Source organism: Citrobacter sp. RHBSTW-00524 (assembly GCF_013747755.1).
In the GTDB taxonomy this organism is placed as follows: Bacteria; Pseudomonadota; Gammaproteobacteria; order Enterobacterales; family Enterobacteriaceae; genus Citrobacter; species Citrobacter braakii.
The window spans coordinates 2,688,257-2,709,398 of the sequence record NZ_CP056421.1 but is presented as its reverse complement, the minus strand read 5'-3'; the positions used below and the strand labels follow the sequence as shown (position 1 = coordinate 2,709,398).

General features: G+C 50.6%; 19 protein-coding genes. 7 read left to right on the top strand and 12 right to left on the bottom strand.

What is annotated here, in order from left to right; all coding sequences use genetic code 11:
- Positions 1-9 precede the first annotated feature (9 nt).
- Positions 10-1,602: a maltose/glucose-specific PTS transporter subunit IIBC gene (gene malX, locus HV229_RS13010; RefSeq protein WP_016153013.1), complete on the bottom strand. Its 1,593-nt coding sequence runs from the start codon at positions 1,600-1,602 to the stop codon at positions 10-12.
- Positions 1,603-1,771: 169 nt separating this feature from the next.
- On the opposite strand from malX, the gene HV229_RS13005 reads away from it, so the two are divergent.
- Complete coding sequence (locus HV229_RS13005; protein WP_016153014.1) at positions 1,772-2,800, top strand: Mal regulon transcriptional regulator MalI; 1,029 nt, start codon at positions 1,772-1,774, stop codon at positions 2,798-2,800.
- A gap of 45 nt (positions 2,801-2,845) precedes the next feature.
- Here HV229_RS13005 and HV229_RS13000 read toward each other — a convergent pair whose 3' ends face one another.
- The gene (locus tag HV229_RS13000; protein ID WP_181545628.1) at positions 2,846-4,354 is read right to left on the bottom strand and encodes a YdgA family protein; all 1,509 of its coding nucleotides are present in this window, start codon (positions 4,352-4,354) and stop codon (positions 2,846-2,848) included.
- Between the two features lie 106 nt (positions 4,355-4,460).
- Positions 4,461-5,636 (bottom strand): mannose-6-phosphate isomerase, encoded by a 1,176-nt coding sequence (gene manA / locus HV229_RS12995; RefSeq protein WP_181545627.1) that lies wholly within the window; start codon positions 5,634-5,636, stop codon positions 4,461-4,463.
- A gap of 262 nt (positions 5,637-5,898) precedes the next feature.
- On the opposite strand from manA, the gene fumB reads away from it, so the two are divergent.
- Positions 5,899-7,545: a class I fumarate hydratase gene (fumB, locus tag HV229_RS12990; protein WP_053389101.1), complete on the top strand. Its 1,647-nt coding sequence runs from the start codon at positions 5,899-5,901 to the stop codon at positions 7,543-7,545.
- Positions 7,546-7,687: 142 nt separating this feature from the next.
- Entirely contained in the window at positions 7,688-9,091 is a 1,404-nt protein-coding gene (fumC, locus tag HV229_RS12985) for a class II fumarate hydratase (RefSeq protein WP_181545626.1), read from the top strand.
- Here fumC and tus read toward each other — a convergent pair.
- From tus to HV229_RS12960, 5 genes are all read right to left on the bottom strand, one after another.
- Positions 9,088-10,017, bottom strand: a complete 930-nt coding sequence (tus, locus tag HV229_RS12980) for a DNA replication terminus site-binding protein (protein ID WP_181545625.1) — start codon at positions 10,015-10,017, stop codon at positions 9,088-9,090. The genes fumC and tus overlap by 4 nt on opposite strands.
- Positions 10,018-10,090: 73 nt before the next feature.
- Positions 10,091-11,392, bottom strand: coding sequence for a two-component system sensor histidine kinase RstB (gene rstB / locus HV229_RS12975; RefSeq protein ID WP_016153020.1), 1,302 nt, complete (start codon positions 11,390-11,392; stop codon positions 10,091-10,093).
- Between the two features lie 29 nt (positions 11,393-11,421).
- Positions 11,422-11,781: a tyrosine-type recombinase/integrase gene (locus tag HV229_RS12970; protein WP_249417750.1), complete on the bottom strand. Its 360-nt coding sequence runs from the start codon at positions 11,779-11,781 to the stop codon at positions 11,422-11,424.
- A 250-nt stretch (positions 11,782-12,031) separates the two neighbouring features.
- Positions 12,032-12,304 carry a hypothetical protein gene (locus HV229_RS12965; RefSeq protein WP_181545624.1) on the bottom strand — a complete coding sequence of 91 codons (273 nt, stop codon included), beginning with the start codon at positions 12,302-12,304 and terminating at the stop codon, positions 12,032-12,034.
- 258 nt (positions 12,305-12,562) lie between these two features.
- Positions 12,563-13,348 carry a matrixin family metalloprotease gene (locus tag HV229_RS12960; RefSeq protein WP_181545623.1) on the bottom strand — a complete coding sequence of 262 codons (786 nt, stop codon included), beginning with the start codon at positions 13,346-13,348 and terminating at the stop codon, positions 12,563-12,565.
- Between the two features lie 799 nt (positions 13,349-14,147).
- Between HV229_RS12960 and HV229_RS12955 the strand changes: the two genes are divergently transcribed.
- Positions 14,148-14,492, top strand: a complete 345-nt coding sequence (locus HV229_RS12955) for a DUF1294 domain-containing protein (RefSeq protein WP_149381836.1) — start codon at positions 14,148-14,150, stop codon at positions 14,490-14,492.
- Between the two features lie 22 nt (positions 14,493-14,514).
- Here HV229_RS12955 and HV229_RS12950 read toward each other — a convergent pair whose 3' ends face one another.
- Positions 14,515-15,306, bottom strand: coding sequence for an MBL fold metallo-hydrolase (locus HV229_RS12950; protein ID WP_181545622.1), 792 nt, complete (start codon positions 15,304-15,306; stop codon positions 14,515-14,517).
- A 190-nt stretch (positions 15,307-15,496) separates the two neighbouring features.
- Between HV229_RS12950 and HV229_RS12945 the strand changes: the two genes are divergently transcribed.
- Together HV229_RS12945 and HV229_RS12940 are read left to right on the top strand one after the other, a co-directional pair.
- Positions 15,497-16,336, top strand: coding sequence for an aminoglycoside phosphotransferase family protein (locus HV229_RS12945; RefSeq protein ID WP_181545621.1), 840 nt, complete (start codon positions 15,497-15,499; stop codon positions 16,334-16,336).
- A gap of 120 nt (positions 16,337-16,456) precedes the next feature.
- Entirely contained in the window at positions 16,457-17,485 is a 1,029-nt protein-coding gene (locus tag HV229_RS12940; RefSeq protein WP_065554466.1) for a HoxN/HupN/NixA family nickel/cobalt transporter, read from the top strand.
- A 148-nt stretch (positions 17,486-17,633) separates the two neighbouring features.
- Here the strand turns inward: HV229_RS12940 and rstA are convergent, their stop codons facing one another.
- Positions 17,634-18,377 carry a two-component system response regulator RstA gene (gene rstA, locus HV229_RS12935; protein ID WP_016153025.1) on the bottom strand — a complete coding sequence of 248 codons (744 nt, stop codon included), beginning with the start codon at positions 18,375-18,377 and terminating at the stop codon, positions 17,634-17,636.
- 117 nt (positions 18,378-18,494) lie between these two features.
- Between rstA and HV229_RS12930 the strand changes: the two genes are divergently transcribed.
- On the top strand, positions 18,495-18,830 hold the full coding sequence (locus HV229_RS12930) for a GlpM family protein (protein ID WP_181545620.1): 336 nt from the start codon (positions 18,495-18,497) through the stop codon (positions 18,828-18,830).
- Here HV229_RS12930 and folM read toward each other — a convergent pair.
- Positions 18,827-19,549: a dihydromonapterin reductase gene (gene folM, locus HV229_RS12925; protein ID WP_019076752.1), complete on the bottom strand. Its 723-nt coding sequence runs from the start codon at positions 19,547-19,549 to the stop codon at positions 18,827-18,829. The genes HV229_RS12930 and folM overlap by 4 nt on opposite strands.
- Before the next feature lie 36 nt (positions 19,550-19,585).
- Complete coding sequence (locus HV229_RS12920; RefSeq protein WP_016153028.1) at positions 19,586-20,968, bottom strand: amino acid permease; 1,383 nt, start codon at positions 20,966-20,968, stop codon at positions 19,586-19,588.
- Between the last annotated feature and the right edge of the window lie 174 nt (positions 20,969-21,142).

Here is a 21,142-nt window from a genome sequence, read left to right as displayed (position 1 = left end):
TTGTTGTCCTTAAGCCTGTACGGTGTTCATCAGAACCGCGATCTCGTCTTTCACTGACTGGACCTGCGGACCGATAACGACCTGAAGGTTATGCTGATTGAGTTGTACTACGCCAATGGCACGATTGTCCTTCAGAGCCTGTACGTTAACAAGCGACATATCTTTCACTGACAAGCGCAGACGGGTGATGCAATTATCCAGGCTGACAATGTTTTCCGCGCCGCCCAGCGCCGCCAGAATAGCAGGGACGTTGTAACCTGATTTACCAGGCGCTCCGGCCATTACTTTTTCGATATTGCTGGCAATTTCGACTTCACGGCCCGGCGTCTTCAAATTGAAACGCGTGATGGCGAAGCGGAAGATCACGTAGTACACCGCAAACCAGATAGCCGCGACAACAGGGACCAGGTACCACTTGGTGGACAATCCGTGCAGGATGCCGAACACCACGAAGTCAATCAGGTTACCGTCAGTGTTACCGATAGTGACGCCAAGCACTGCCATCACGGTGAAGCCAAGACCGGTTAGCAGGGCGTGGATTACATACAGAACCGGAGCGACGAACAGGAATAAGAACTCGAGTGGTTCAGTTGTACCGCCGATGACACAGGCAATCAGACCAGAAATTAATAACCCTTTAATTTTATGACGATTTTCAGGACGTGCGCAGTGGTACATGGCTAATGCTGCACCCGGTAAACCGCCGAGGAACGCCGGCATTTTACCCTGGGACAGGAAGCGTGTTGCGCTTTCAGAGAAACCTTGCGTTGTCGGGCAGCTCAGTTGAGCCTGGAAAATAGTCAGTGCGCCGCTCACGCTATGGCCGCAGACTTCCTGTGTGCCGCCAGCTTCGGTGAAGCGAATGAGTGCCACCAGAATATGGTGCAGGCCAAAAGGCAGCAACAGACGTTCACCGGTACCAAACAGCATAGGACCAAATTCCCCCGCGCTATTGATGATGTGACCGAGTCCGGTAATGCCCATGGCGAAAACCGGCCAAATCAGGGGAATGACCAGCCCGACCAATCCCATCACCACCGAGGAGATGATAGGCACAAAGCGCGTACCACCGAAAAACGCCAGCGCATCCGGCAGACGAATGTTGTGGAAGCGTTCATGCAGCATCCAGACAATGATCCCGGCAATAACGGCACCGAGGATCCCGGTGTCGATCGACTGGATCCCCAGAATGTTTTGCACGTTGTTGGCTTTCAGGATCGCCGCATCTGTGGTGGGTAAGATACCTTTGGCGGTTAACCAGAAATTGACGGCGAGGTTCATGACCGCATAACCGACAAAACCGGCAAACGCCGCAACGCCTTTGTTCTCGCGCGCCAGGCCCAGAGGAATGGCAATACAGAACATGACTGGCAGGAAGCTAAACGCAAATGAGCCAACTTTACTCATCCAGGTAAAGATGGCCTGAAGCACCGGATTCCCCAACGCCGGGATCAGCGTTAAGACATCATGGCTGCTCAACGAGCTGCCGATCCCCAACATGATCCCGCAAAATGAAAGCAGCGCTACAGGCAGCATAAAGGTTTTGCCCAACTGCTGGAAAAATTCCCATAACGTTATTTTTGGTGTGGTTCTCGCCGTCATCAAACGACTCCTTGTAAAGGCTAGCTGACTAATGATGGCGAGAAGATAAAACGTTTTACCTAATTTTAGTGCGGTATAAATCACATTATCGAACGATAATAGGGGGTATAAATATAAGTGATTGATAAAACGTTTTATCCGTCACGTTATCAGGGAGTTTTCTGTTTTTATGGCTATAGCCAAAAAAATAACCATCCATGATGTTGCGCTGGCTGCGGGGGTTTCGGTCAGCACCGTCTCATTGGTGCTCAGTGGAAAAGGGCGAATTTCATCAGCGACCGGGGAGCGGGTGAATGCTGCTATTGAGCAACTGGGGTTTGTGCGTAACCGCCAGGCATCAGCGCTGCGCGGCGGGCAGAGCGGAGTAGTTGGTTTGATTGTACGTGATCTTTCAACGCCGTTTTACGCCGAGCTGACGGCGGGTCTGACGGAAGCGTTGGAAGCGCAGGGGCGCATGGTCTTCTTACTGCACGGCGGTAAAGATGGGGAGCAGCTGGCGCAGCGTTTCGCGATGCTACTCAACCAAGGGGTGGATGGCGTGGTCATTGCCGGGGCCGCTGGCAGCAGTGATGCGCTGCAACAGTTGGCCGCTGATAAAGGGATCCCGGTGGTATTTGCATCACGCGCCAGCTACATGGATGACGCAGACACCGTCAGGCCCGATAACATGCAGGCTGCACAGTTACTGGTTGAACATCTTATCCGCCACGGACACCAGCGTATTGCCTGGCTGGGCGGGCAGAGTTCTTCATTGACTCGCGCAGAGCGCGTCGGCGGTTATTGTGCAACCTTATTAAAATATGGTTTACCGTTTCATAGCGACTGGGTGCTGGAGTGTTCATCCAGCCAGAAGCAGGCCGCAGAAGAGGTAACGGCGCTGTTACGCCGCAATCCCACGATCAGCGCGGTGGTGTGCTACAACGAAATAATCGCCATAGGCGCCTGGTTTGGCCTGATGAGAGCAGGACGTCAGAGTGGTGAAATTGGTGTCGATCGCTATTTCGAACAGCAAATATCGTTGGCCGGATTCGCTGATGTGGCGGAAAACGCGTTGGACGATATCCCGATTACCTGGGCCTGTTCGCCCGCGCGTGAAATGGGATACACCCTTGCTGAACGTATGCTACAACGCATTGCCCACGATGAAGGTCATTCACGCAATCTGACGCTTTCCGCTCGTCTGGTGGCGGCGAAATAAAAAAGCCCGATAAACACTGTTATCGGGCATGTCACTGACGAGTGATTATTGTTGCGGGATGGCAGGGGTATCCGGCTGTGTAAGAGAAGGCATACCGAACATACCAACAAACTCATCCAGCGGCATTTTTTGTCCGTTCAGCGTCACCTGGCCGTTTGCGTATTGCAGGCTGGTACCGATAACGTTGTCCTGCAAAGTCGTAATGCGGAACATCTGCCCCATCGCCGCCAGGCCATTAACCTGTTGCTTCGCCAGACCAGCCGCTTCTTCCTGCTGATATCCTTCCAGTTTGGCAATTTGCGTCATGAACTCAGTCGCCATATCGACAGGGATGGTCAGTTTCGCATCCAGCGATTTGACGGAACGATCCACTTCCTGGGCCAGCGTTTGCGGCTCCACCGTGTTTGCGGTCGGATCTTTTAGCAGCAGTGACAGATTAAATGTGGTTTCACCTTTTGCATTCTTCCAGCTCAGTGGAGCAATGGTGACAACCGGTTCGCCTTTCATCAAAATCGGTAGCGCATTAAAGAAGGCTTCGGTGACTTTCTGCTGATAAAGCTCAGGATTTTGGACCACATCAATCTGCGCCATCAGCGCTTTGGTTTGGGCGCTGTACTGCTGGCTGAACTGGTGCAGTGCTTCACCGTCAATCTGGCCAACTTTTAACGTCAGCTTACCGCTCCCCATATCCTGGCCCTGCAATTTAAGGCTGTTCAGGGTGTAATCCAACTGGCTGTTGACGGTTTTGCCATCGTTAATCAGATCGGATTTGCCATCGATACCCATGCCTTCCAGCACCGCCAGCTCTTTGCCCTCGACTGAAATCGACAGTTTTTCGAGGGACAATTTCTGATCGCCGATGCGCTCACCAAAGCTTGCGATACTGCTGGAACCTTCAGTTTTCAGGTTATTGAAAGTAACTTGTACTTTCTGATCATACTCATTGACGGCATTGACCAGGCCACTTTGCGCCTCGCCAGTCAGCGACACCGCATTACCATCCTTATCTGCCGTAAACTGGAACTCCCCGCCACTAAAGGCCACATTTTCGTCGCCTTTCTCGTAGTTCAGCGGTTTGAGGGAGAGATCGGAACGGGTATCCCCACTGTAGCCAATACGGGAATTAATGATGAATGGCGTCTCACCTTTGGCAATATCAAACAGCGGTTTCGTCACGTCGTTATTGACCAGCGTCGTTTTCACGGAGGCCATTGCCGGAACAAGATTCAGTGATTTCAGCTGAGCCAGCGGGAAAGGACCGTGATCAACGGTTTCATTCAGGACGATGCTTTGTCCCGGTTTCAGCCAGGAATCTGCCTGCCCGGCAACAGGTTTCACCACCAACTGCAGTTGGCTATTGAACACGCCGCGCTGGTAGTTTTGATAACTCAGTTCAATGCCCGCCTCTGGGGAGTAGCGTTTTAACTGATCGTTTGCCTGCGTCACCATCTCGGCGAGATGCGTTTCGAGTTTCTTTCCTGTGTACCAGGCGCCGCCCGTCCAGACGATACCCAGTGCAACCACCACACCCGCAGCTACCAGCGATTTTTTCATTTTGATATCCATAAAATAAAACCAGGCGTTTGAAGACGCCTGGAGGAGTGACATGTCTTTAACTCACTACAGCTTAGCAAGAGTTGTTAAAAATATCAGTATCTTGCTACAGCTTGTTATAAACCCGAGCTAAACGGCCCGTGCCGCTGATGTTTACCGGCGATTCATTCGCGCTAATAAAGGCCGACTCACCCGGCTGCAGCACCAGACGCTGCTCGCCCTTGCTCAGCACGGCTTCACCTTCGATGCAGAACAAAATGGCCGCACTTTGCTGGCTGATATCTGCGCCATTGGCGGTCAGTTCATGTAAGGAGAACGCGAAATCGTCGACCGGAATGGGGAAGTCCAGTTCGCTGTCAGTCTTAACTGGCGTGGTCAGCAGTTGATTGGCTGGCTTGGCGACAAACTTAACGTTGGCGACCAGCTCCGGGATATCAATGTATTTTGGCGTCAGTCCGGCGCGCAGCACGTTGTCCGAGTTAGCCATTACCTCCAGCGCCACACCTTGCAGGTAGGCGTGTGGGGTTTCGGCAAATAAGAACATCGCTTCGCCAGGATTGAGTTTCACCACATTGAGCAGCAGCGGTGAGAAGAGCCCGCTGTCATTCGGATAGAAATCGGCGATCAGGCGAATGGTTTGCCACGGTTCACCCTGCTGGCTGTTCAGCGCCGATTTCAGGATCGCCAGCGCATGGGATTTCTCCTCATCCTGCATATTCAGCAAGCTGGCGAAAAGATAGCTCAGACGTTCCGCGCTCGGTTCCTGCAGGAAATGCGCTATAGCCGGATGCGCGGCGGACACCGGTTGTAACAATGCGACAATGTCTGAGAACTCGCGGAATGCGTTCATCGCCAGGAACGGTGTCAAAGCAAAAACCAGTTCCGGTTTGTGGTTAGGATCTTTGTAATTGCGCTCGGCGGCATCCATCGGGATCCCCGCCGCGTTTTCTTTGGCAAATCCGATTTCAGAGTTGTGCTTGTTAGGATGAACCTGGATCGAAAGAGGTTGCGCGGCGCACAGCACTTTAAACAGGAAAGGCAGTTCACCAAAGCGTTTCGCAACGGCATCGCCTAACAGTGCGGATTTATCGTGTTCGATGACATCACGCAGAGCGACCGTCTGGCCGTCAGCGTTCAGAACCTGCGAACTGCTTTTCGGATGCGCGCCCATCCACAGCTCAGCCATCGGTTGCTGACTGGGGTTGGCAATCCCATAAAGTTCCGTTAACGCAGTTTTACTTCCCCAGGCGTAGTTCTGCACTGAGTTGATGAGTTTTTGCATTCTCAAGCCCTGTTTCAATGTGGAATTTTCTACGGCTATTAAACCAAGAAACCCTGAGCGAAGTAACCTGCACATGTAAAAAGTCGTACTTGTCTCAGTTTTTGTTAAAAAATTGTGTAGGATATGGTGACTCGCTTTTAATACCCTGAGTAATTCCGGTTGCAGAAAGCCTTTCCTTCTACAACCCGACCTGCGGCAGGGAAGCAGGGCAATGGAACATCTGCCCAGAGAATAACCAGACCGAGCAGTAAGTGAGAGCACAATGTCAAACAAACCCTTTCATTATCAGCATCCTTTCCCCCTCAAAAAGGATGATACCGAATACTATCTGCTGACCAGCGACCATGTCTCCGTTGCCGAATTTGAAGGGCAGGAGATCGTTAAAGTCGCGCCGCAAGCCTTAACGCTGCTGGCTCGTCAGGCCTTCCATGATGCATCGTTTATGCTGCGTCCTGCGCATCAGCAGCAGGTGGCCGACATTCTGCGTGACCCGGAGGCCAGCGAAAACGACAAATATGTGGCCCTGCAATTCCTGCGTAACTCTGATATTGCGGCAAAAGGTATTTTGCCGACCTGTCAGGACACCGGCACCGCGATTATCGTGGGTAAAAAAGGTCAGCGCGTCTGGACCGGCGGCGGTGATGAAGCTGCGCTGGCGCGCGGTGTGTATAACACCTACATCGAAGATAACCTGCGCTATTCACAAAACGCCGCGCTGGATATGTATAAAGAGGTGAACACCGGTACCAACCTGCCGGCACAGATAGATTTGTATACCGTCGATGGCGATGAATACAAATTCCTGTGTATTGCCAAAGGCGGTGGTTCGGCGAACAAAACCTATCTGTACCAGGAGACTAAAGCGCTGCTCACGCCGGGCAAATTAAAAAATTACCTGGTTGAGAAAATGCGAACGCTGGGAACAGCGGCCTGTCCGCCGTATCACATTGCGTTTGTGATCGGTGGAACGTCAGCGGAAGCCACGCTGAAAACGGTGAAACTGGCGTCGGCTAAATATTACGATGAGCTGCCGACCGAAGGTAACGAACATGGTCAGGCATTCCGCGATGTGGCGCTGGAAAAAGAGCTGCTGATTGAGGCACAGAATTTGGGGCTGGGCGCGCAGTTCGGCGGGAAGTATTTCGCTCATGATATCCGCGTGATCCGCCTGCCGCGTCACGGTGCGTCGTGTCCGGTTGGTATGGGCGTTTCTTGCTCAGCCGATCGAAATATCAAAGCTAAGATCAACCGTGAAGGTATCTGGATCGAAAAACTGGAGCATAATCCAGGCAAATATATACCAGAAGAGTTGCGCCAGGCGGGAGAAGGCGAAGCGGTACGCGTTGACCTCAATCGTCCGATGAAAGAGATCCTGGCTCAGCTGTCGCAGTACCCGGTTTCTACACGTCTGTCGCTTAACGGTACCATCATTGTTGGCCGTGATATTGCGCATGCGAAACTGAAAGAACGGCTGGATAACGGCGAAAGTTTGCCGCAGTATGTTAAAGATCATCCGATCTATTACGCTGGCCCGGCAAAAACGCCGGAAGGCTATGCCTCTGGTTCGCTTGGACCAACCACGGCAGGGCGTATGGATTCGTATGTTGACCAGCTTCAGTCCGCAGGTGGCAGCATGATCATGCTGGCGAAAGGCAACCGCAGCCAGCAGGTGACCGATGCCTGTCATAAGCATGGCGGCTTCTACTTAGGCAGTATCGGCGGCCCGGCAGCGGTGCTGGCCCAGGGCAGTATCAAGAGTCTGGAGTGTGTGGAATACCCTGAACTGGGGATGGAAGCCATCTGGAAAATTGAAGTGGAAGATTTCCCGGCGTTTATCCTGGTGGATGACAAAGGCAACGATTTCTTCAAGCAGATTCAGACGTCGCAGTGCGCACGCTGCGTTAAGTAACGTCAGCCGCCCTTCGGGGCGGTTTTTTTTTACCGCACGAACCACCAAACGACAGATTAATCCTCGTTAATACTCATAAGACCAATGCAAATGGGCAATGTCGAAACATAACCTAATCAATTGTTAATGTAAGGAGCAGGTAATGGTAACGGTACGCCGCGAGAATGATTCAATGGGGGCGATTGATGTTCCAGCCGATAAGCTTTGGGGCGCGCAAACCCAACGTTCACTGGAGCATTTTCGTATCTCTACGGAGAAAATGCCGGTCTCGCTGATCCATGCGCTGGCGCTGACGAAACGCGCCGCAGCAAAGGTTAACCAGGATCTCGGGCTGCTGGCGGAGGATAAAGCCAGGGCTATTATGCAGGCCGCAGATGAGGTGTTGGCGGATAAACACCGCGATGAGTTTCCGCTGGCCATCTGGCAAACCGGGTCAGGTACACAAAGCAATATGAACATGAACGAGGTGCTGGCAAACCGGGCCAGCGAGTTGCTGGGCGGCGTGCGGGGGATGGAACGGAAAGTTCACCCCAACGATGATGTAAATAAAAGCCAAAGCTCGAATGATGTGTTCCCGACCGCAATGCACGTTGCCGCTCTGCTGGTGCTGCGTAACTCACTGATCCCGCAGTTAAATGTGTTAACTAAAACGCTCAGTGATAAATCACACGCTTTCGCGGATATCGTCAAAATTGGTCGTACACATCTGCAAGATGCAACCCCGCTTACGCTCGGCCAGGAGATTTCCGGCTGGGTGGCAATGCTTGAACATAACCTCAGACACATTGAAAACAGCTTACCCCACGTGGCGGAACTGGCGCTGGGAGGAACCGCGGTAGGGACCGGACTGAACACGCATCCGGAATATGCCCGTCGGGTCGCGGATGAATTGCGGGACATTACCTGTGCGCCGTTCGTTACCGCACCGAATAAATTTGAAGCGCTAGCTACCTGCGATGCACTGGTTCATGCCCACGGCGCGCTAAAAGGGTTGGCGGCATCGCTGATGAAAATCGCCAACGATGTGCGCTGGCTGGCATCCGGTCCGCGTTGCGGGATTGGCGAAATTTCGATTCCAGAAAATGAACCGGGCAGCTCCATTATGCCGGGTAAGGTCAATCCTACCCAGTGTGAAGCGCTCACCATGCTTTGCTGTCAGGTAATGGGCAACGATGTCGCCATCAACATGGGCGGAGCGTCAGGTAATTTTGAGCTCAACGTTTACCGACCAATGGTCATCCACAATTTCCTGCAGTCGGTGCGTCTGCTGGCTGACGGTATGGAAAGCTTTAACGAGCACTGCGCGACAGGAATCGAGCCTAATCGTGAACGAATCGATCAACTGCTCAACGAGTCGCTAATGCTGGTGACCGCGCTCAATACCCATATCGGTTATGATAAAGCCGCTGAAATTGCCAAAAAGGCGCACAAAGAGGGGCTGACGTTAAAAGCTTCCGCCCTGGCGCTGGGGTATCTAACCGAAGCGGAGTTTGACAGCTGGGTACGCCCGGAACTGATGGTTGGCAGTATGCGGCCAGGCAGTTAATCCGCAACGTACAGGTGCAGCCGGGGAATAATCAATCTCAACGGCTGCGCCTGAGGTTTAAAACGATGCTGAACATTGTCGGCATCATAATTCAGTAACTCGCCGATATCTGGTACGGTCATACCGTTTTCATTGTTGAGCAACGCGATCAAGGGCGTCGGGCAGGCATATTGCACCTGCTTTTGTTCTCCTTTGTACCAGACGCGGGCGATGGGCTGCACTTTTACAGGCCGTTTAATCTTCAGGCGCGCCTGCTGGCCCAGGGCGGCGACATCCTGATATTCCCGTTCAAGTTTCGCCTGCCACTCTTCCCGCGTCCAGGGATGTACGCTGCGCGGCGACGTCAGGCTTTTTTCCAGTTGTTGCAGTACTTCATCGCGTTTCAGATTTTTAATAATGTGTTTGTTGGCCCAGCCAAATCGCAGGGTGGCAGGCTCTCTGACAAGGGTGAGCGTACGATAGGCATTCAGTGTAATCAGTCCCGGCAGGTGACGATGCACCCATTCAAAACGCGCTGCCGGTGCCAGCCCTGATTCCACCGTGACAATGCGCTCGAAGGTGGTTTTTAGCTGGTTAATACGCTGTATATGCTCTTCCAGAGCGCGCTGAGCTGCGTTATCTACCTGATAACACAGTACGCCTGGCAGGCGGACGGCCGCTTTGCTGCTACGATTCTCGGACTGTTGCTGGATAAACAGATGACGATAGTGGCGTAGCGCCAGCGTTTCAGCCTCTTTACCTAAATGCTGCTTAACATCAATGTTCTGCAGTGGGGCATGCTCTGCCTCTTTGGCCACTTCCGGTAACGAGAAGACGCGCGCAATCAGCAGCGTCTGCTGCAAAAGATTGTCGTTCAGAAGCGCCAGCTCTTGCTCCATCTGGCGGAAGGTGCCGTTCAGGCGGTCGACGATATCGTAACGGGCCATAGATTTACCATTTTAGTTACAACATACTTTTTTATAGCACAACCTCTACCATTTGACCACCGAGCCGAATGGGTCATGCAGCTGAAATTTCAGGAATGTTATGCCAGACGGGCCAACTGAAACAAAAGCGGGCGCCGCCGAGTTCACTTTCATCACAGACGACCGTACCGCCCATAGCCAATGCGATCGAGTGAACAATGGCTAGCCCAAGCCCGCAACCACCGGTCGCCCGGTCACGGCTGGGGTCAAGGCGTACAAACGGTTCAAAAACCTGTTCGCGCGCGTCTGGAGCAATTCCGGGACCGTCATCTTCCACAACCAGCGTCGCCTGATTGCCATTCAATAACAGGCTCGCTTGCACCGTAGACTGGCAATAGCGCAGGGCGTTATTCAGTAGATTATCCAGTACGCGCTCCATCAGGCGCATATCCAGCGCGCCGTAGTCGCCAATATTAAGATGGCGTAAGCGCACCGCACGCTCAGGGTTTACGCTTTGCACATCCTCCAGATGGGTTGTCAGCCAAACGGCCAGGTCTGGTACGCTGAGCTTCAGTTCATTTTGCGGGCGGTCCAGCCGGGCATAGGTCAGTAATTCTTCGATTAACCCTTCCAGTTGGCCAATATCGCGATTTAGCGCCTGGGATTCCTGCGCGGTGAGGTTATCACTCATTTCCAGCCGGTAACGTAAGCGTACCAGTGGGGTACGAAGCTCATGGGCAATGCCATCGATAAGTTGTTTCTTACTGGCGATTAGCGCATTGATATTGTCTGCCATCTGGTTAAACGCGATACCCAATCGCTCAAAGCTGGAACCGCTGTCAAAATGGAGGCGTTCGCCCAGATGTCCTTCCCCAAAACGCTGTGCAGCAGCTTCCAGTCGCAGCATTTCCTGCCAGTGCGGACGCATCCAGATAAGTACCGGAAAGGCCAGCGAGATGGCAATAAATGCCATCAACGCGATGTCCAGCAAGCGCATTTGATGAAGAAAATAGAGATAGGGAAGTGGGCCGACGGCCAGCACGTAATGGCTGCGTGGGATCCGTTGAATAAATGTGTATTGATCGTCAAGCGCCACGATATCGCCTTCGCGCAAACGTTGCATTGTTTGAACGTCCAGCGTGTACTTATTTAGCGGTTCAACGCGCAGGTCAAAGGAGAGGTTCAAATCCATCTCCTTCAGCGTTTTACCCCAGTCACGTGGCGGGATCTCGCGAAGCTCGCTGCGCATCAGGTATAACGAGCTTTTCATTAAATCGTCAAGCGATTGTCTGCCTGCGCGCTCTGCGGTGAATTTATAGACCAGGCCGACCAGCAGGGTCATCACCAGAAAGCAGACAAACAGCAGGAGATAAAACTGTACAAACAGCTTCTTCATGAAATACCACCGGAACTTCAATACGTTAACTAGTGCGCATCTTCCTCTGGGGGCGGCTGGGGGACACTGCTGTATCCACCGATTCGCTGGTTCAGGAATGCTATCTGATCACCATCAAGCGCGTTTATCCAGGCAGAGTACACTGTATAAACCATTTCTGCATTCTCGTGCCCCATCTGATTTGCAATAAACGCAGGGTTGGCTCCAGCGGAGAGCATCCAGCATGCATAAATATGCCGGGTTTGATATGGACGACGATGACGCACGCCAGAACGCCTGATGGTTGTCTCCCAGAGTGAGCTTATCGAATTAACAGGCCTGTTCGCCTTTCTCCTGCCGTGGCATAAATACGAAGTGAAGCTGGTGGATCTAAGTTTTTCCGAATTCACGTATCTGGATTTCTACAGGAACTTTGGGGAAGTTACTCGTTAATATATGTTGGGCCCTCATGGCCTCACCTGTTGGCGACGCGAGCATCATGCTACTGCAACAAACAGGTTTATCAGCGGTTAGTGTATGATGGTTTCACACCTCGCTCGTTACGTTCAACTGAATGGCTGTTATGAGCGAGGTGCGAATTAGGCTTCCTGACTGTTTATATTATAACTTATCTACTTACAGTAGGAATGTGCATTGTCTCTATTTCAATTCGCACTGATTTTCAAGCAACTTCTGGAGCAGCATTAGAATATTTACAAAATCCTTAATCCACGGAATCCATCTTAGTAATATGTCAGCCGCAGGAGAATTCAGGGTTGCTAGAATTTCATCAAGTGGTTTTTTAACATTTTTGTTGTAGTATATACATACATCTTCAAAATCTTTCGGAGCTACATTGTTAACTGAGTCACTTAGTTTTTTTATATCATCAAGGAGATTGATTACAATATCTTGGCTTTTATTGTCAGACATAGATACCTCGGCTATATATTTGAATATCCAGCGGAATGCTTTCTTATCACTAACATGATAGTTAACTCTCAGATGTTGGTATTAAAGTATGGTTGTTAGGTTTATCCCATATAGTTAAGTTGGCGAGTCTAAGTTTTTCAAAAATACCCATGTTTTTATTTATGGTAATGTCTTGTTTTTTAGTGTTAAAATTTAATTAGTTAAATAAATCGTTTTTATGTCAGGTTGTTTATTAATGGCTCGGCTACATCCTCGGGTTTAGGATGAAGATCCACTTAGGTGATGTGGCCTAACAAAGCGAATTGGTGTCTTATTAATATTAGTGAGTTGACCACTCCAGGCAAGTTGATATAAGTTTTTTAAATCTTTCTTGTCTGTGTCTGTTAGTTCACTAAGTGCACCATAGTTCATAATAGAAAACGCGGTATGTGTACCAAATACTTCTGCTGGCCAAGCTTGTTCTTGGAGTAGTGCGAAGAAATGACGAAGCCCGAATACATGGCCAAATTCATGGGTGAGTGTATCTGTTTGCTCTTTTTCAGACTGTTCGAATATTTTTGGATAGATAACCAACTCATGCTGGCCAGCATCTGGGAAGAAGGCACTTGCTAATGTACAACCGTTGATGTCGCAATCATCTGCATTACGAACTGCGATTTCAAAATCCCAGTTATCTATATGCTCAGAGAACATAACCGGAACCGCATCACCCCATGCCAAAAGTGCTTTTCCAATGAGCGTTCTGACTTTATCTTTTATTCCTCCAGGGTCTACTAATGCCGCAAGTGATGACTCCTGAAATCTCCAATGAAGAGTGGTTCCTTTTTCCCAGAGAGCTATGAAGCCATCCGGTTTGTTAATGACAAGTTCCAACGGACTCTTGTTGTCCGGCGTTATGTATCCGCGAGTCTCTGTTTGACACTTAAAACCTTTACCAAAGGTATGGACATGACTCACTGTGGCCTTCTGGAGATCTTTTCCTGTAAGAAACTGCAAAGTGTGGGTTATGGTTTTCGCTGGTTTTGTGTTATTACTTACCTTCATATAAACCCCCATTAGTTTTTGGCTTTTTCAAGTGACTCTGCGCGATATGGTTATTTAGCGCACACTTTTGGAAAGCAAATTATCATGAGATATAAAATGATCATAAAACATAGCTATGAACATTGGGCATTAACTAGATCTGGTAAAACGAACTGTCATCCAAGGATGTAAAATACATGCTCTACATAAAGATTATCTAGTATATTACTATTATGGTTTAAAGGTAAATGAAAGAAATAATACGATTATATTAATTTCATTTTTCACATTAGTAATGATGTTGTAATGTGTTAGTGAAAGGCATGCAATAACTCGAAGACAAAAGTATGATGACTGGAATCAGCTAATGGGATGCTTACGAGAGCGGTACTGTTCACCCCGTTCGGTTATTGGGCGTTTTTGCAATACTTTAGGGCGAGATTCTGGAGCAAATTTGTGGTCATTAGGACATAAAAAGGGGAATTAACCTGTCAGTTTTTGTTTGAGTTTGTCAGTTAATGAACTTGAAGTATTTCATTATTTAGTAGGCATATTTTTGATAGTTAAATAATTTCTCTTTACTTCGCTATCTAAAAATGTAAAACACTTTCTTCATCTAAATCATCAGACGCTCAAAAGCTTAGCAAATCTAATCGAGAATTTGCAGGTGTGGGATAACCATTGAACGCCGTCAAGAACATAAGTGCAGTAGATTACACTGTATCAATTATTTCTGCGTTCTCATGGTACACTCGGCGCTCTGGTGCTTATGACGATAATGCGACTTCGATACACTCTGAGATATTTCGCGACTAAAAATATGAATTTCAATCGCTGTTGTTATTTACTACTCATTTTCACGGCGTTAGGCTGCATTTTCACCTCGCATCCCTTTGTTATATGGTTTTTGCTCGCCAACATACTGACGTTGGCAATGTACGGTGCGGATAAAATGGCAGCGCGCAGGGCCTGGCGCCGAGTGCCGGAGTCCACTTTGCTGCTGTTTGGCGTTGTTGGCGGGTGGGGTGGCGCGATAGCCGCTCAACAACTCTTTCGCCATAAAACACAAAAACAGCCATTCAAAACCTACTTCATTATCAGTGTGATAGTGAATGTGTCTGTCATCGGAGCGGCCTATCATTTCTATCCCATTTCATCCTGGTGAACGTCAGTGACAGGCAGCCTGCTTACTTGAGACAGGAAACGTACTTTTCACCTGAGAGCTGCACGATGTCATCGGCATTTTTCGTTATGTCTTTCCCTTCAAACGCGCCATAGAGTTGCTTAAATTTCACCGTACTCAGGCGGTGGGTAATGTCGCTGACCGTTGCGGCTGGCAATGGCAACATATTGGGGTAGCTCCACATAAAGGAGACGGCATGCGCCCCAGGGGTGACCTGAACGATATCGCCGGAAAGCACCACGCCTTCATCTCGCGCCCAGTGCAGAACGCAGCCGCCAGCAAAGTGTCCGCCGAGGCGTATCACACTGACGTCGCGTGTCAGTTCCAGGGTGTTGCCATCCCAAAATTTAATCCACGGGCTGTCGCGCATTACCCACTTGCGGTCGTTGGCATGGAGATAAATGGGAGCGTTAAATTCGTCAGCCCAGTCTTGCATGGTGGTGTAGTAATGAGGATGCGAAATCGCGATGGCCTTAAGCCCGCCCAGGGACGTTATTAGCATTTTTGTGGCGTCGTCGAGCGTGGCAATGCAGTCCCATAAAATATTGCCTTCCGGAGTACGCAGAATAAACGCCCGTTGATCAATTGCAAAACCAGGAACGGTGCGGATGCTGAGGAGGTCGCTATCATGCTGCCGCCACTTATTTGTGTGCGAAGCACAAAGTGCGGCAAAATCGACCCATTCCTGCCCGGTCGCGGGAACATACTGACGTTCGTCCTGGCAGATATCGCAATGTTCAGGAAGGGCGTCTGCCACCTCATAGGATGTTCCACAGGCTTTGCATAACGTGATCATCGTGTCTTCCTCTATTGAAAAAACACAGTCAGCATGGCACACCGATACGCAAGGGTGTGGTCTTTCGTGCTCTACACGATAAGCCAGGAATGGTGGGCGTGGGTCGTTGTGGCCCAACCAGCAGAAAGCAGGAATAATGTCTACACCGTCCCTGTCGAGAGTCATTTCCAGCGAAAAATGAGGATAATGTTTGGAAAATAGTCTGTTCAACACCTGGCTCAGCCGTTGGGGACTTACTCCTGATGGCCAACCGTTTGAGACGCACACATCACAGCTTTTGCCCGTGGTGACCAAAGATGGTCAGAAAGCCATACTCAAACTCACCGACGATGACAGTGAACGAAACGGCTGCGAACTAATGGTCTGGTGGAACGGGAATGGTGCTGCGAAAGTGCTTGCTCATGCAGCAGGGGCGATTCTGTTAGAACGTGCAACAGGGGCGGGGTCTTTAGCGGACATGTCCTGGTCTGGCAATGATGCGCAGGCCTGTCGCATTATTTGCCATGCAGCCAGTCGACTCCATCTCCCCCGGAATGCGTCAACGCCTGCGTTAACACCGCTACTTTATTGGTTTCGCTGTCTGGCTCCTGCCGCGAAAAAGCATGGCGGTATCCTGACGCATTGTGCAGAGGTGGCAAACGTATTGCTCTCCTCTCCCCAGAATGAAGTCGTATTGCACGGTGACTTACACCACGGCAATATTCTCGATTTCGGAACGAAAGGATGGCTGGCTATCGATCCTAAAGGGCTGGTGGGCGAGCGTGGCTTTGATTACGCCAATATTTTTACTAATCCCGATCTTGCCGACCCCACCAAACCTGTCGCCATTGAGCCAGAAAGATTCACACAACGGGTAAATATTGTGTCTGAAATCGCGAGGATTGAACGGCAACGTTTGCTGATGTGGATTATTGCCTGGGGTGGGTTGTCGTCTGCCTGGTTTCTGCAAGAAGGAGACTGCGCCACGATACCCCTGCGCATCGCAGAGTTAGCGAGCGCGGAACTCGCTTTTGGGGGTAATCAATTTTGATCTACGACACTGGGCTGGTAATTCTTTAGAGTTATCATTAGCCTGGTAAATGTTTTATTAATCAATCAGTGAACGGCGGTGTAGTGTGTTTTTTAGCGCAAATTTGACAGGCTGTGAGCAATGAACGCATTGTTTTTATTATTAAAAAAGCGCCCGAACATTATTTTGTTGATGGTCTTACTCATCGGGGCAAACATCGTGGCGTGGCTGTGGGCTTACAGCGCGTTTAGCAACAACACGTCGTTACTGGCGCTTAGTCTGATCGCATGGTGCTATGGTTTGCGCCATGCTGTTGATGCCGATCATATCGCCGCGATAGATAGCGCTACGCGCAAACTTATGCAGCAGCAAAAACGCGCCCTGACGACGGGAGCCTGGTTTTCCCTGGGGCATTCCACCATTGTGGTACTGGCAAGCATTGGCATTGCGTTGACCACCAGCGTGTTTAAGCAACACATGGCATGGTTTCAGAATGTCGGCGGTCTGATAGGTACCACGGTCTCTGCCGTATTTCTGCTGATTCTGGCTACCATTAATCTCGTTATATTCTGTCATGTCTGGAAGGCTTTTCGTCATCTAAAACGCACCGGTACTTACGATGGCACCACAGAGGAAATGACAGTTTCAGGCCCGCTGAACTGGCTTTTCCGCTCGGCGTTTCGGCTGGTAGGCAAAGACTGGCATATGTATTTTGTCGGCTTTTTGTTTGGCCTGGGTTTTGATACCGCTACTGAAATTTCTCTGCTCGGAATTTCAGCTTCAAGCGCGTCCAGTGGCATGTCGGTGTGGTCAATTCTCGTGTTCCCGGCGCTGTTTACCTGCGGCATGGCGCTGATTGACTGCCTCGACAGTATCCTGATGGTTGAGGCCTACGGATGGGCATTCAATAAGCCGCAGCGTAAGCTCTATTACAATATGACCATCACCGGGACCTCGGTAATTGTTGCGCTATTTATTGGCGGGCTGGAGGCGCTGGGGCTTCTCTCTGACGCATTTTCGCTCCAGGGAGGTTTGTGGGATACCGTCAGCGAGTTGAGTGACCATATGGGGAATGTCGGGTTTGCGATTATTGGCGTCTTTATCGGCTGCTGGATTATTTCTGCAGTAAATTACCGTTGGAAAAAATACGACGGGCTGACGTTTAGTTAACACAAAAGAAAGCCTTCCGTGAAAGGGAAGGCTCGGATCTTACTTGAGGGCTGACTAATTCGCGGTGATGATACACACCATCTTCATCACCCAAATCTGGGTGATATTATAAGTGACGGTGTAACGTATAATGGTCGGCCCGATGGGATTACATTTGAGGTTCATCGTCCCAGGCGTGCGGTGCGAACAGATAACCTTTGTTGCGCACCGTTTTGATTCGATAGGGTTCAGTCGCGTTATCGAGCAGTTTTTTGCGTAACCGGGAAATCGCGACATCAACGCTGCGATCCATGCCGTCATAACTTACGCCGCGCAGGTTCTTCAGCAGCGCATCGCGGTCCATAATTTGCCCGGCATGGGTTGCCAGCTCCCACAGTAATTCAAAATCTGCGGTGGAAAGAGAGACTTGCTCGCCGCCGAGCAGCACGGAACGATTTGTTGGGTCGATAGTGAGTGTGCCAAAGCGCAGCGTCGTGTGCGGCGTGATGGTTGCCGCCTGAATGCCTTTAGACTGGACTGAATGTTCATTCTGGCGCAGATGCAGACGCAGGCGAGCAAGCAGCACTGCTGGCGGCGTTGTCTTCAGAATATAGTCACAGGCACCCATTTCCAGCGCCAGGATATGGTTCATATCGCTGTCCAGCGAGGTGAGCAGGACAATTGGACCCTGCCAGCGTCCGCGCAAATCGCGGCAGATAGTCATCCCATCTTTGCCCGGCAGCATGATATCTAATAACACCAAATCGGGTTGAACTTGCAGGATTTTCTCCTCGGCCAAATCACCTCGAGGCTCAACGATAACCTCAATATCATGCCGGGCCAGATAGGCTGCAATCAGCGAGCCAACTTCGGGATCATCTTCAACAAATACGATGGTGTTCATATCATTCATTTTGAATATAAAACGCCAACATACACCGCCCCGGTTTTTCCTTCCATTAATCTTTTCTAAACAAGAACGCTTCCGTTATGCTAGAGGCTGATGTTATTGATGTGTTAAGGCAGGGTGATGGGACTCGTTATAAAAGCGGCGCTCGGTGCGCTGGTGGTGGTGTTAATTGGTGTGCTGGCGAAAACAAAGAACTACTATATTGCCGGATTAATTCCGTTGTTCCCGACCTTTGCGTTGATTGCCCACTATATCGTGGCCAGTGAACGTGGGATCGAAGCGTTGCGTACAACCATTGTCTTCAGCATGTGGTCGATTATTCCCTATTTTGTCTACCTCGTTTCGCTGTGGTATTTCATCGGATTTATGCGCTTACCCGTTGCGCTCGGCGGTTCAGTGGTGTGCTGGGGCCTGAGCGCATGGTTGCTTATTTTTTGTTGGATTAAACTGCACTAACGCAGATGACGTCCGCCATCAAGGGCAAAACTACGCCCGGTGACAAAACAGCTGGTCAACAGATAGTCAATTAAATCAATGACCTCTTTTTCACCCGGCGCTGTTTTCATCAGTGATTTGTTCAATGCCTGCTGACGATACTCTGCATCGTCACCCTCGTTAAACAGGATTAGCGAGGGGGCAATCGCGTTCACTTTCACTTCCGGTGCCAGTTTGCGCGCGAACGAGCGGGTCATGTTGTCCAGCGCCGCTTTGCTGGCAGCATAAGCAATGTGCTTATCGCTGCCACGCTCTACAACATAATCCGTAAAATGGATAATATCGCTGGCCGCGTGTCCATGCCCGCGCAGCAATCCTTCCAGCGCGTGGTTGAGCAGGTAGGGGGTATTGACGTGAATCTGCATCATGGCCGACAGCACTTCGGTTAACGGCGCACCGGGCTTTTCTGCAAGCCAGGCACTGGCATTATGCACAATACCGCGCAGGCCATCCGTCTGTGCTTTGACCTCATCCGCAAAGGCCAGTACGCCCTCATCGGTGGAAAAATCAGCCTGGATACACAGCGCGCCCGCATCTCGCAGGCCATCAATAGCCGGATAATGCGTGCGGTAGCTGACAATAACTGGCTGTTTTTGATTAATAAAGTGCCATGCGACGGCGAGGCCGATACGTCGACCTCCTCCGGTGATAAGAATTGGCAAAGGGGGTTTTTTACCCATCGTAATCTCCATGTGTCGCGAACGATGGGGACAATGTTACCCCATCAACATCCAGGTCGCCGGAACAGCAGCAACTAGCAGCAGGCCGATCAGCGCCATTTCCTGGCGTTTTAATACGTTTTCATGCGCGTGTGTTTTACGGGCATAAAGGAAGACCAGCAGCCCTGGCGCATACAGCACCACAGACAGCAGCAGGTGCATCGGACCTGACGCATACAATAACCATATGCCATAAATACTCGCTCCGATACCGACAGCCTTATGAATTGGACGAGTGGCAATTTTCAGCAGAAATGCGCCGACCAGTAAATAGGGCACCAGAATCATTTCTGAGGCGATGGTTAATAACGTATTGTAGTCGGAACCTGTGAGCCAGATCAGCACCAGGCAAATCTGTACGCAGATATTGGTCAGCCACAGCGACGCCGATGGCGCGCCTTGTGCGTTCTGCCGCGCAAAAATGCGTGGAAACGCTTTGTGCGTGGAGGCGAGGAACGGCACTTCCGCCGCCATAATCGTCCAGCTTAAATAAGCACCGCACACGGAGACAATCAGGCCTGCGGCAATAATAATTTCACCCCATGGCCCCATCATTTTCACCATCAGACCGGCCATTGACGGGTTGCGGATCTCCGCCAGTTCGGGACGCGCGACAACGCCCAGAGACAGCAGGGTGACAAGCAGATAAACGCCCAGCGCGGCGAGTACCGCCAGCAGCGTAGCGCGTCCGACATCGCGTTTGTTTCTGGCACGAGCTGAAACCACCACCGCGCCTTCCACACCGATGAAAACCCACAGGGTGATGAGCATGGTGTTTTTTACCTGCTCCCAGACGGGAACGCCCAACGCTACGCCGGTAAAATCGAGGGTAAAGGTGTCGAGCTTAAACAGCATAAACGCCAGCACGATAAACAGACCAAGCGGCAGTAATTTCGCCAGCGTCGCCACCAGGTTAATACTGGCTGCCGTTTGCACACCACGCAGCACCAGAAAATGGACCACCCACAACAGCACCGATGCGCCAACAATCGACTGCCAGGTATTACCATCGCCAAACAGACGTAACTCCGGCGTGTCGGTAAAGAAGCTGAGCGCAGAGAAAACAATCACCAGATACGAAACGTTAGCGATAACAGCACACAGCCAATATCCCCACGCGGAGCAAAAGCCAATCAGCTCACCAAAACCTTCACGTGCATAGGTAAATATGCCGCCATCCAGTTCAGGACGGATACGCGTCAGAATCAGCATGGCAAAGGCGAGCAAAAGGATACCCGCACCGGTAATCGCCCAACCAATCAGTAATGCAGCCGGGCTTGCTACCGCCGCCATATTTTGTGGCAGGCTGAAAACACCAGCGCCGAGCATTGAGCTTAAAACCAGCGCGGTGAGTGCGCTCAGACCCAATTTCTTTTCCATTTGTATCCAGTGACAAAAACGAGAGTGAGAGAATAATTATTTTGGCAAACCGCATAAAAATGGTGAAAGCCACTAAGGCGCGGGATTTTACGGAGAGAAGAGAACGCATGCAATGGGGATAGAGAGATTTGTGACTAATAGTGTGAAAAGTAGTCTTAATACTGCTGTTTTTGT

What these genes read in the sequence shown, in the direction of transcription:
- malX (WP_016153013.1), bottom strand. Translation starts at nt 1,602, where the DNA reads ATGACGGCGAGAACCACACCAAAAATAACGTTATGGGAATTTTTCCAG.
- HV229_RS13005 (WP_016153014.1), top strand. Translation starts at nt 1,772, where the DNA reads ATGGCTATAGCCAAAAAAATAACCATCCATGATGTTGCGCTGGCTGCG.
- HV229_RS13000 (WP_181545628.1), bottom strand. Translation starts at nt 4,354, where the DNA reads ATGAAAAAATCGCTGGTAGCTGCGGGTGTGGTGGTTGCACTGGGTATC.
- manA (WP_181545627.1), bottom strand. Translation starts at nt 5,636, where the DNA reads ATGCAAAAACTCATCAACTCAGTGCAGAACTACGCCTGGGGAAGTAAA.
- fumB (WP_053389101.1), top strand. Translation starts at nt 5,899, where the DNA reads ATGTCAAACAAACCCTTTCATTATCAGCATCCTTTCCCCCTCAAAAAG.
- fumC (WP_181545626.1), top strand. Translation starts at nt 7,688, where the DNA reads ATGGTAACGGTACGCCGCGAGAATGATTCAATGGGGGCGATTGATGTT.
- tus (WP_181545625.1), bottom strand. Translation starts at nt 10,017, where the DNA reads ATGGCCCGTTACGATATCGTCGACCGCCTGAACGGCACCTTCCGCCAG.
- rstB (WP_016153020.1), bottom strand. Translation starts at nt 11,392, where the DNA reads ATGAAGAAGCTGTTTGTACAGTTTTATCTCCTGCTGTTTGTCTGCTTT.
- HV229_RS12965 (WP_181545624.1), bottom strand. Translation starts at nt 12,304, where the DNA reads ATGTCTGACAATAAAAGCCAAGATATTGTAATCAATCTCCTTGATGAT.
- HV229_RS12960 (WP_181545623.1), bottom strand. Translation starts at nt 13,348, where the DNA reads ATGAAGGTAAGTAATAACACAAAACCAGCGAAAACCATAACCCACACT.
- HV229_RS12955 (WP_149381836.1), top strand. Translation starts at nt 14,148, where the DNA reads ATGAATTTCAATCGCTGTTGTTATTTACTACTCATTTTCACGGCGTTA.
- HV229_RS12950 (WP_181545622.1), bottom strand. Translation starts at nt 15,306, where the DNA reads ATGATCACGTTATGCAAAGCCTGTGGAACATCCTATGAGGTGGCAGAC.
- HV229_RS12940 (WP_065554466.1), top strand. Translation starts at nt 16,457, where the DNA reads ATGAACGCATTGTTTTTATTATTAAAAAAGCGCCCGAACATTATTTTG.
- rstA (WP_016153025.1), bottom strand. Translation starts at nt 18,377, where the DNA reads ATGAATGATATGAACACCATCGTATTTGTTGAAGATGATCCCGAAGTT.
- HV229_RS12930 (WP_181545620.1), top strand. Translation starts at nt 18,495, where the DNA reads ATGGGACTCGTTATAAAAGCGGCGCTCGGTGCGCTGGTGGTGGTGTTA.
- folM (WP_019076752.1), bottom strand. Translation starts at nt 19,549, where the DNA reads ATGGGTAAAAAACCCCCTTTGCCAATTCTTATCACCGGAGGAGGTCGA.
- HV229_RS12920 (WP_016153028.1), bottom strand. Translation starts at nt 20,968, where the DNA reads ATGGAAAAGAAATTGGGTCTGAGCGCACTCACCGCGCTGGTTTTAAGC.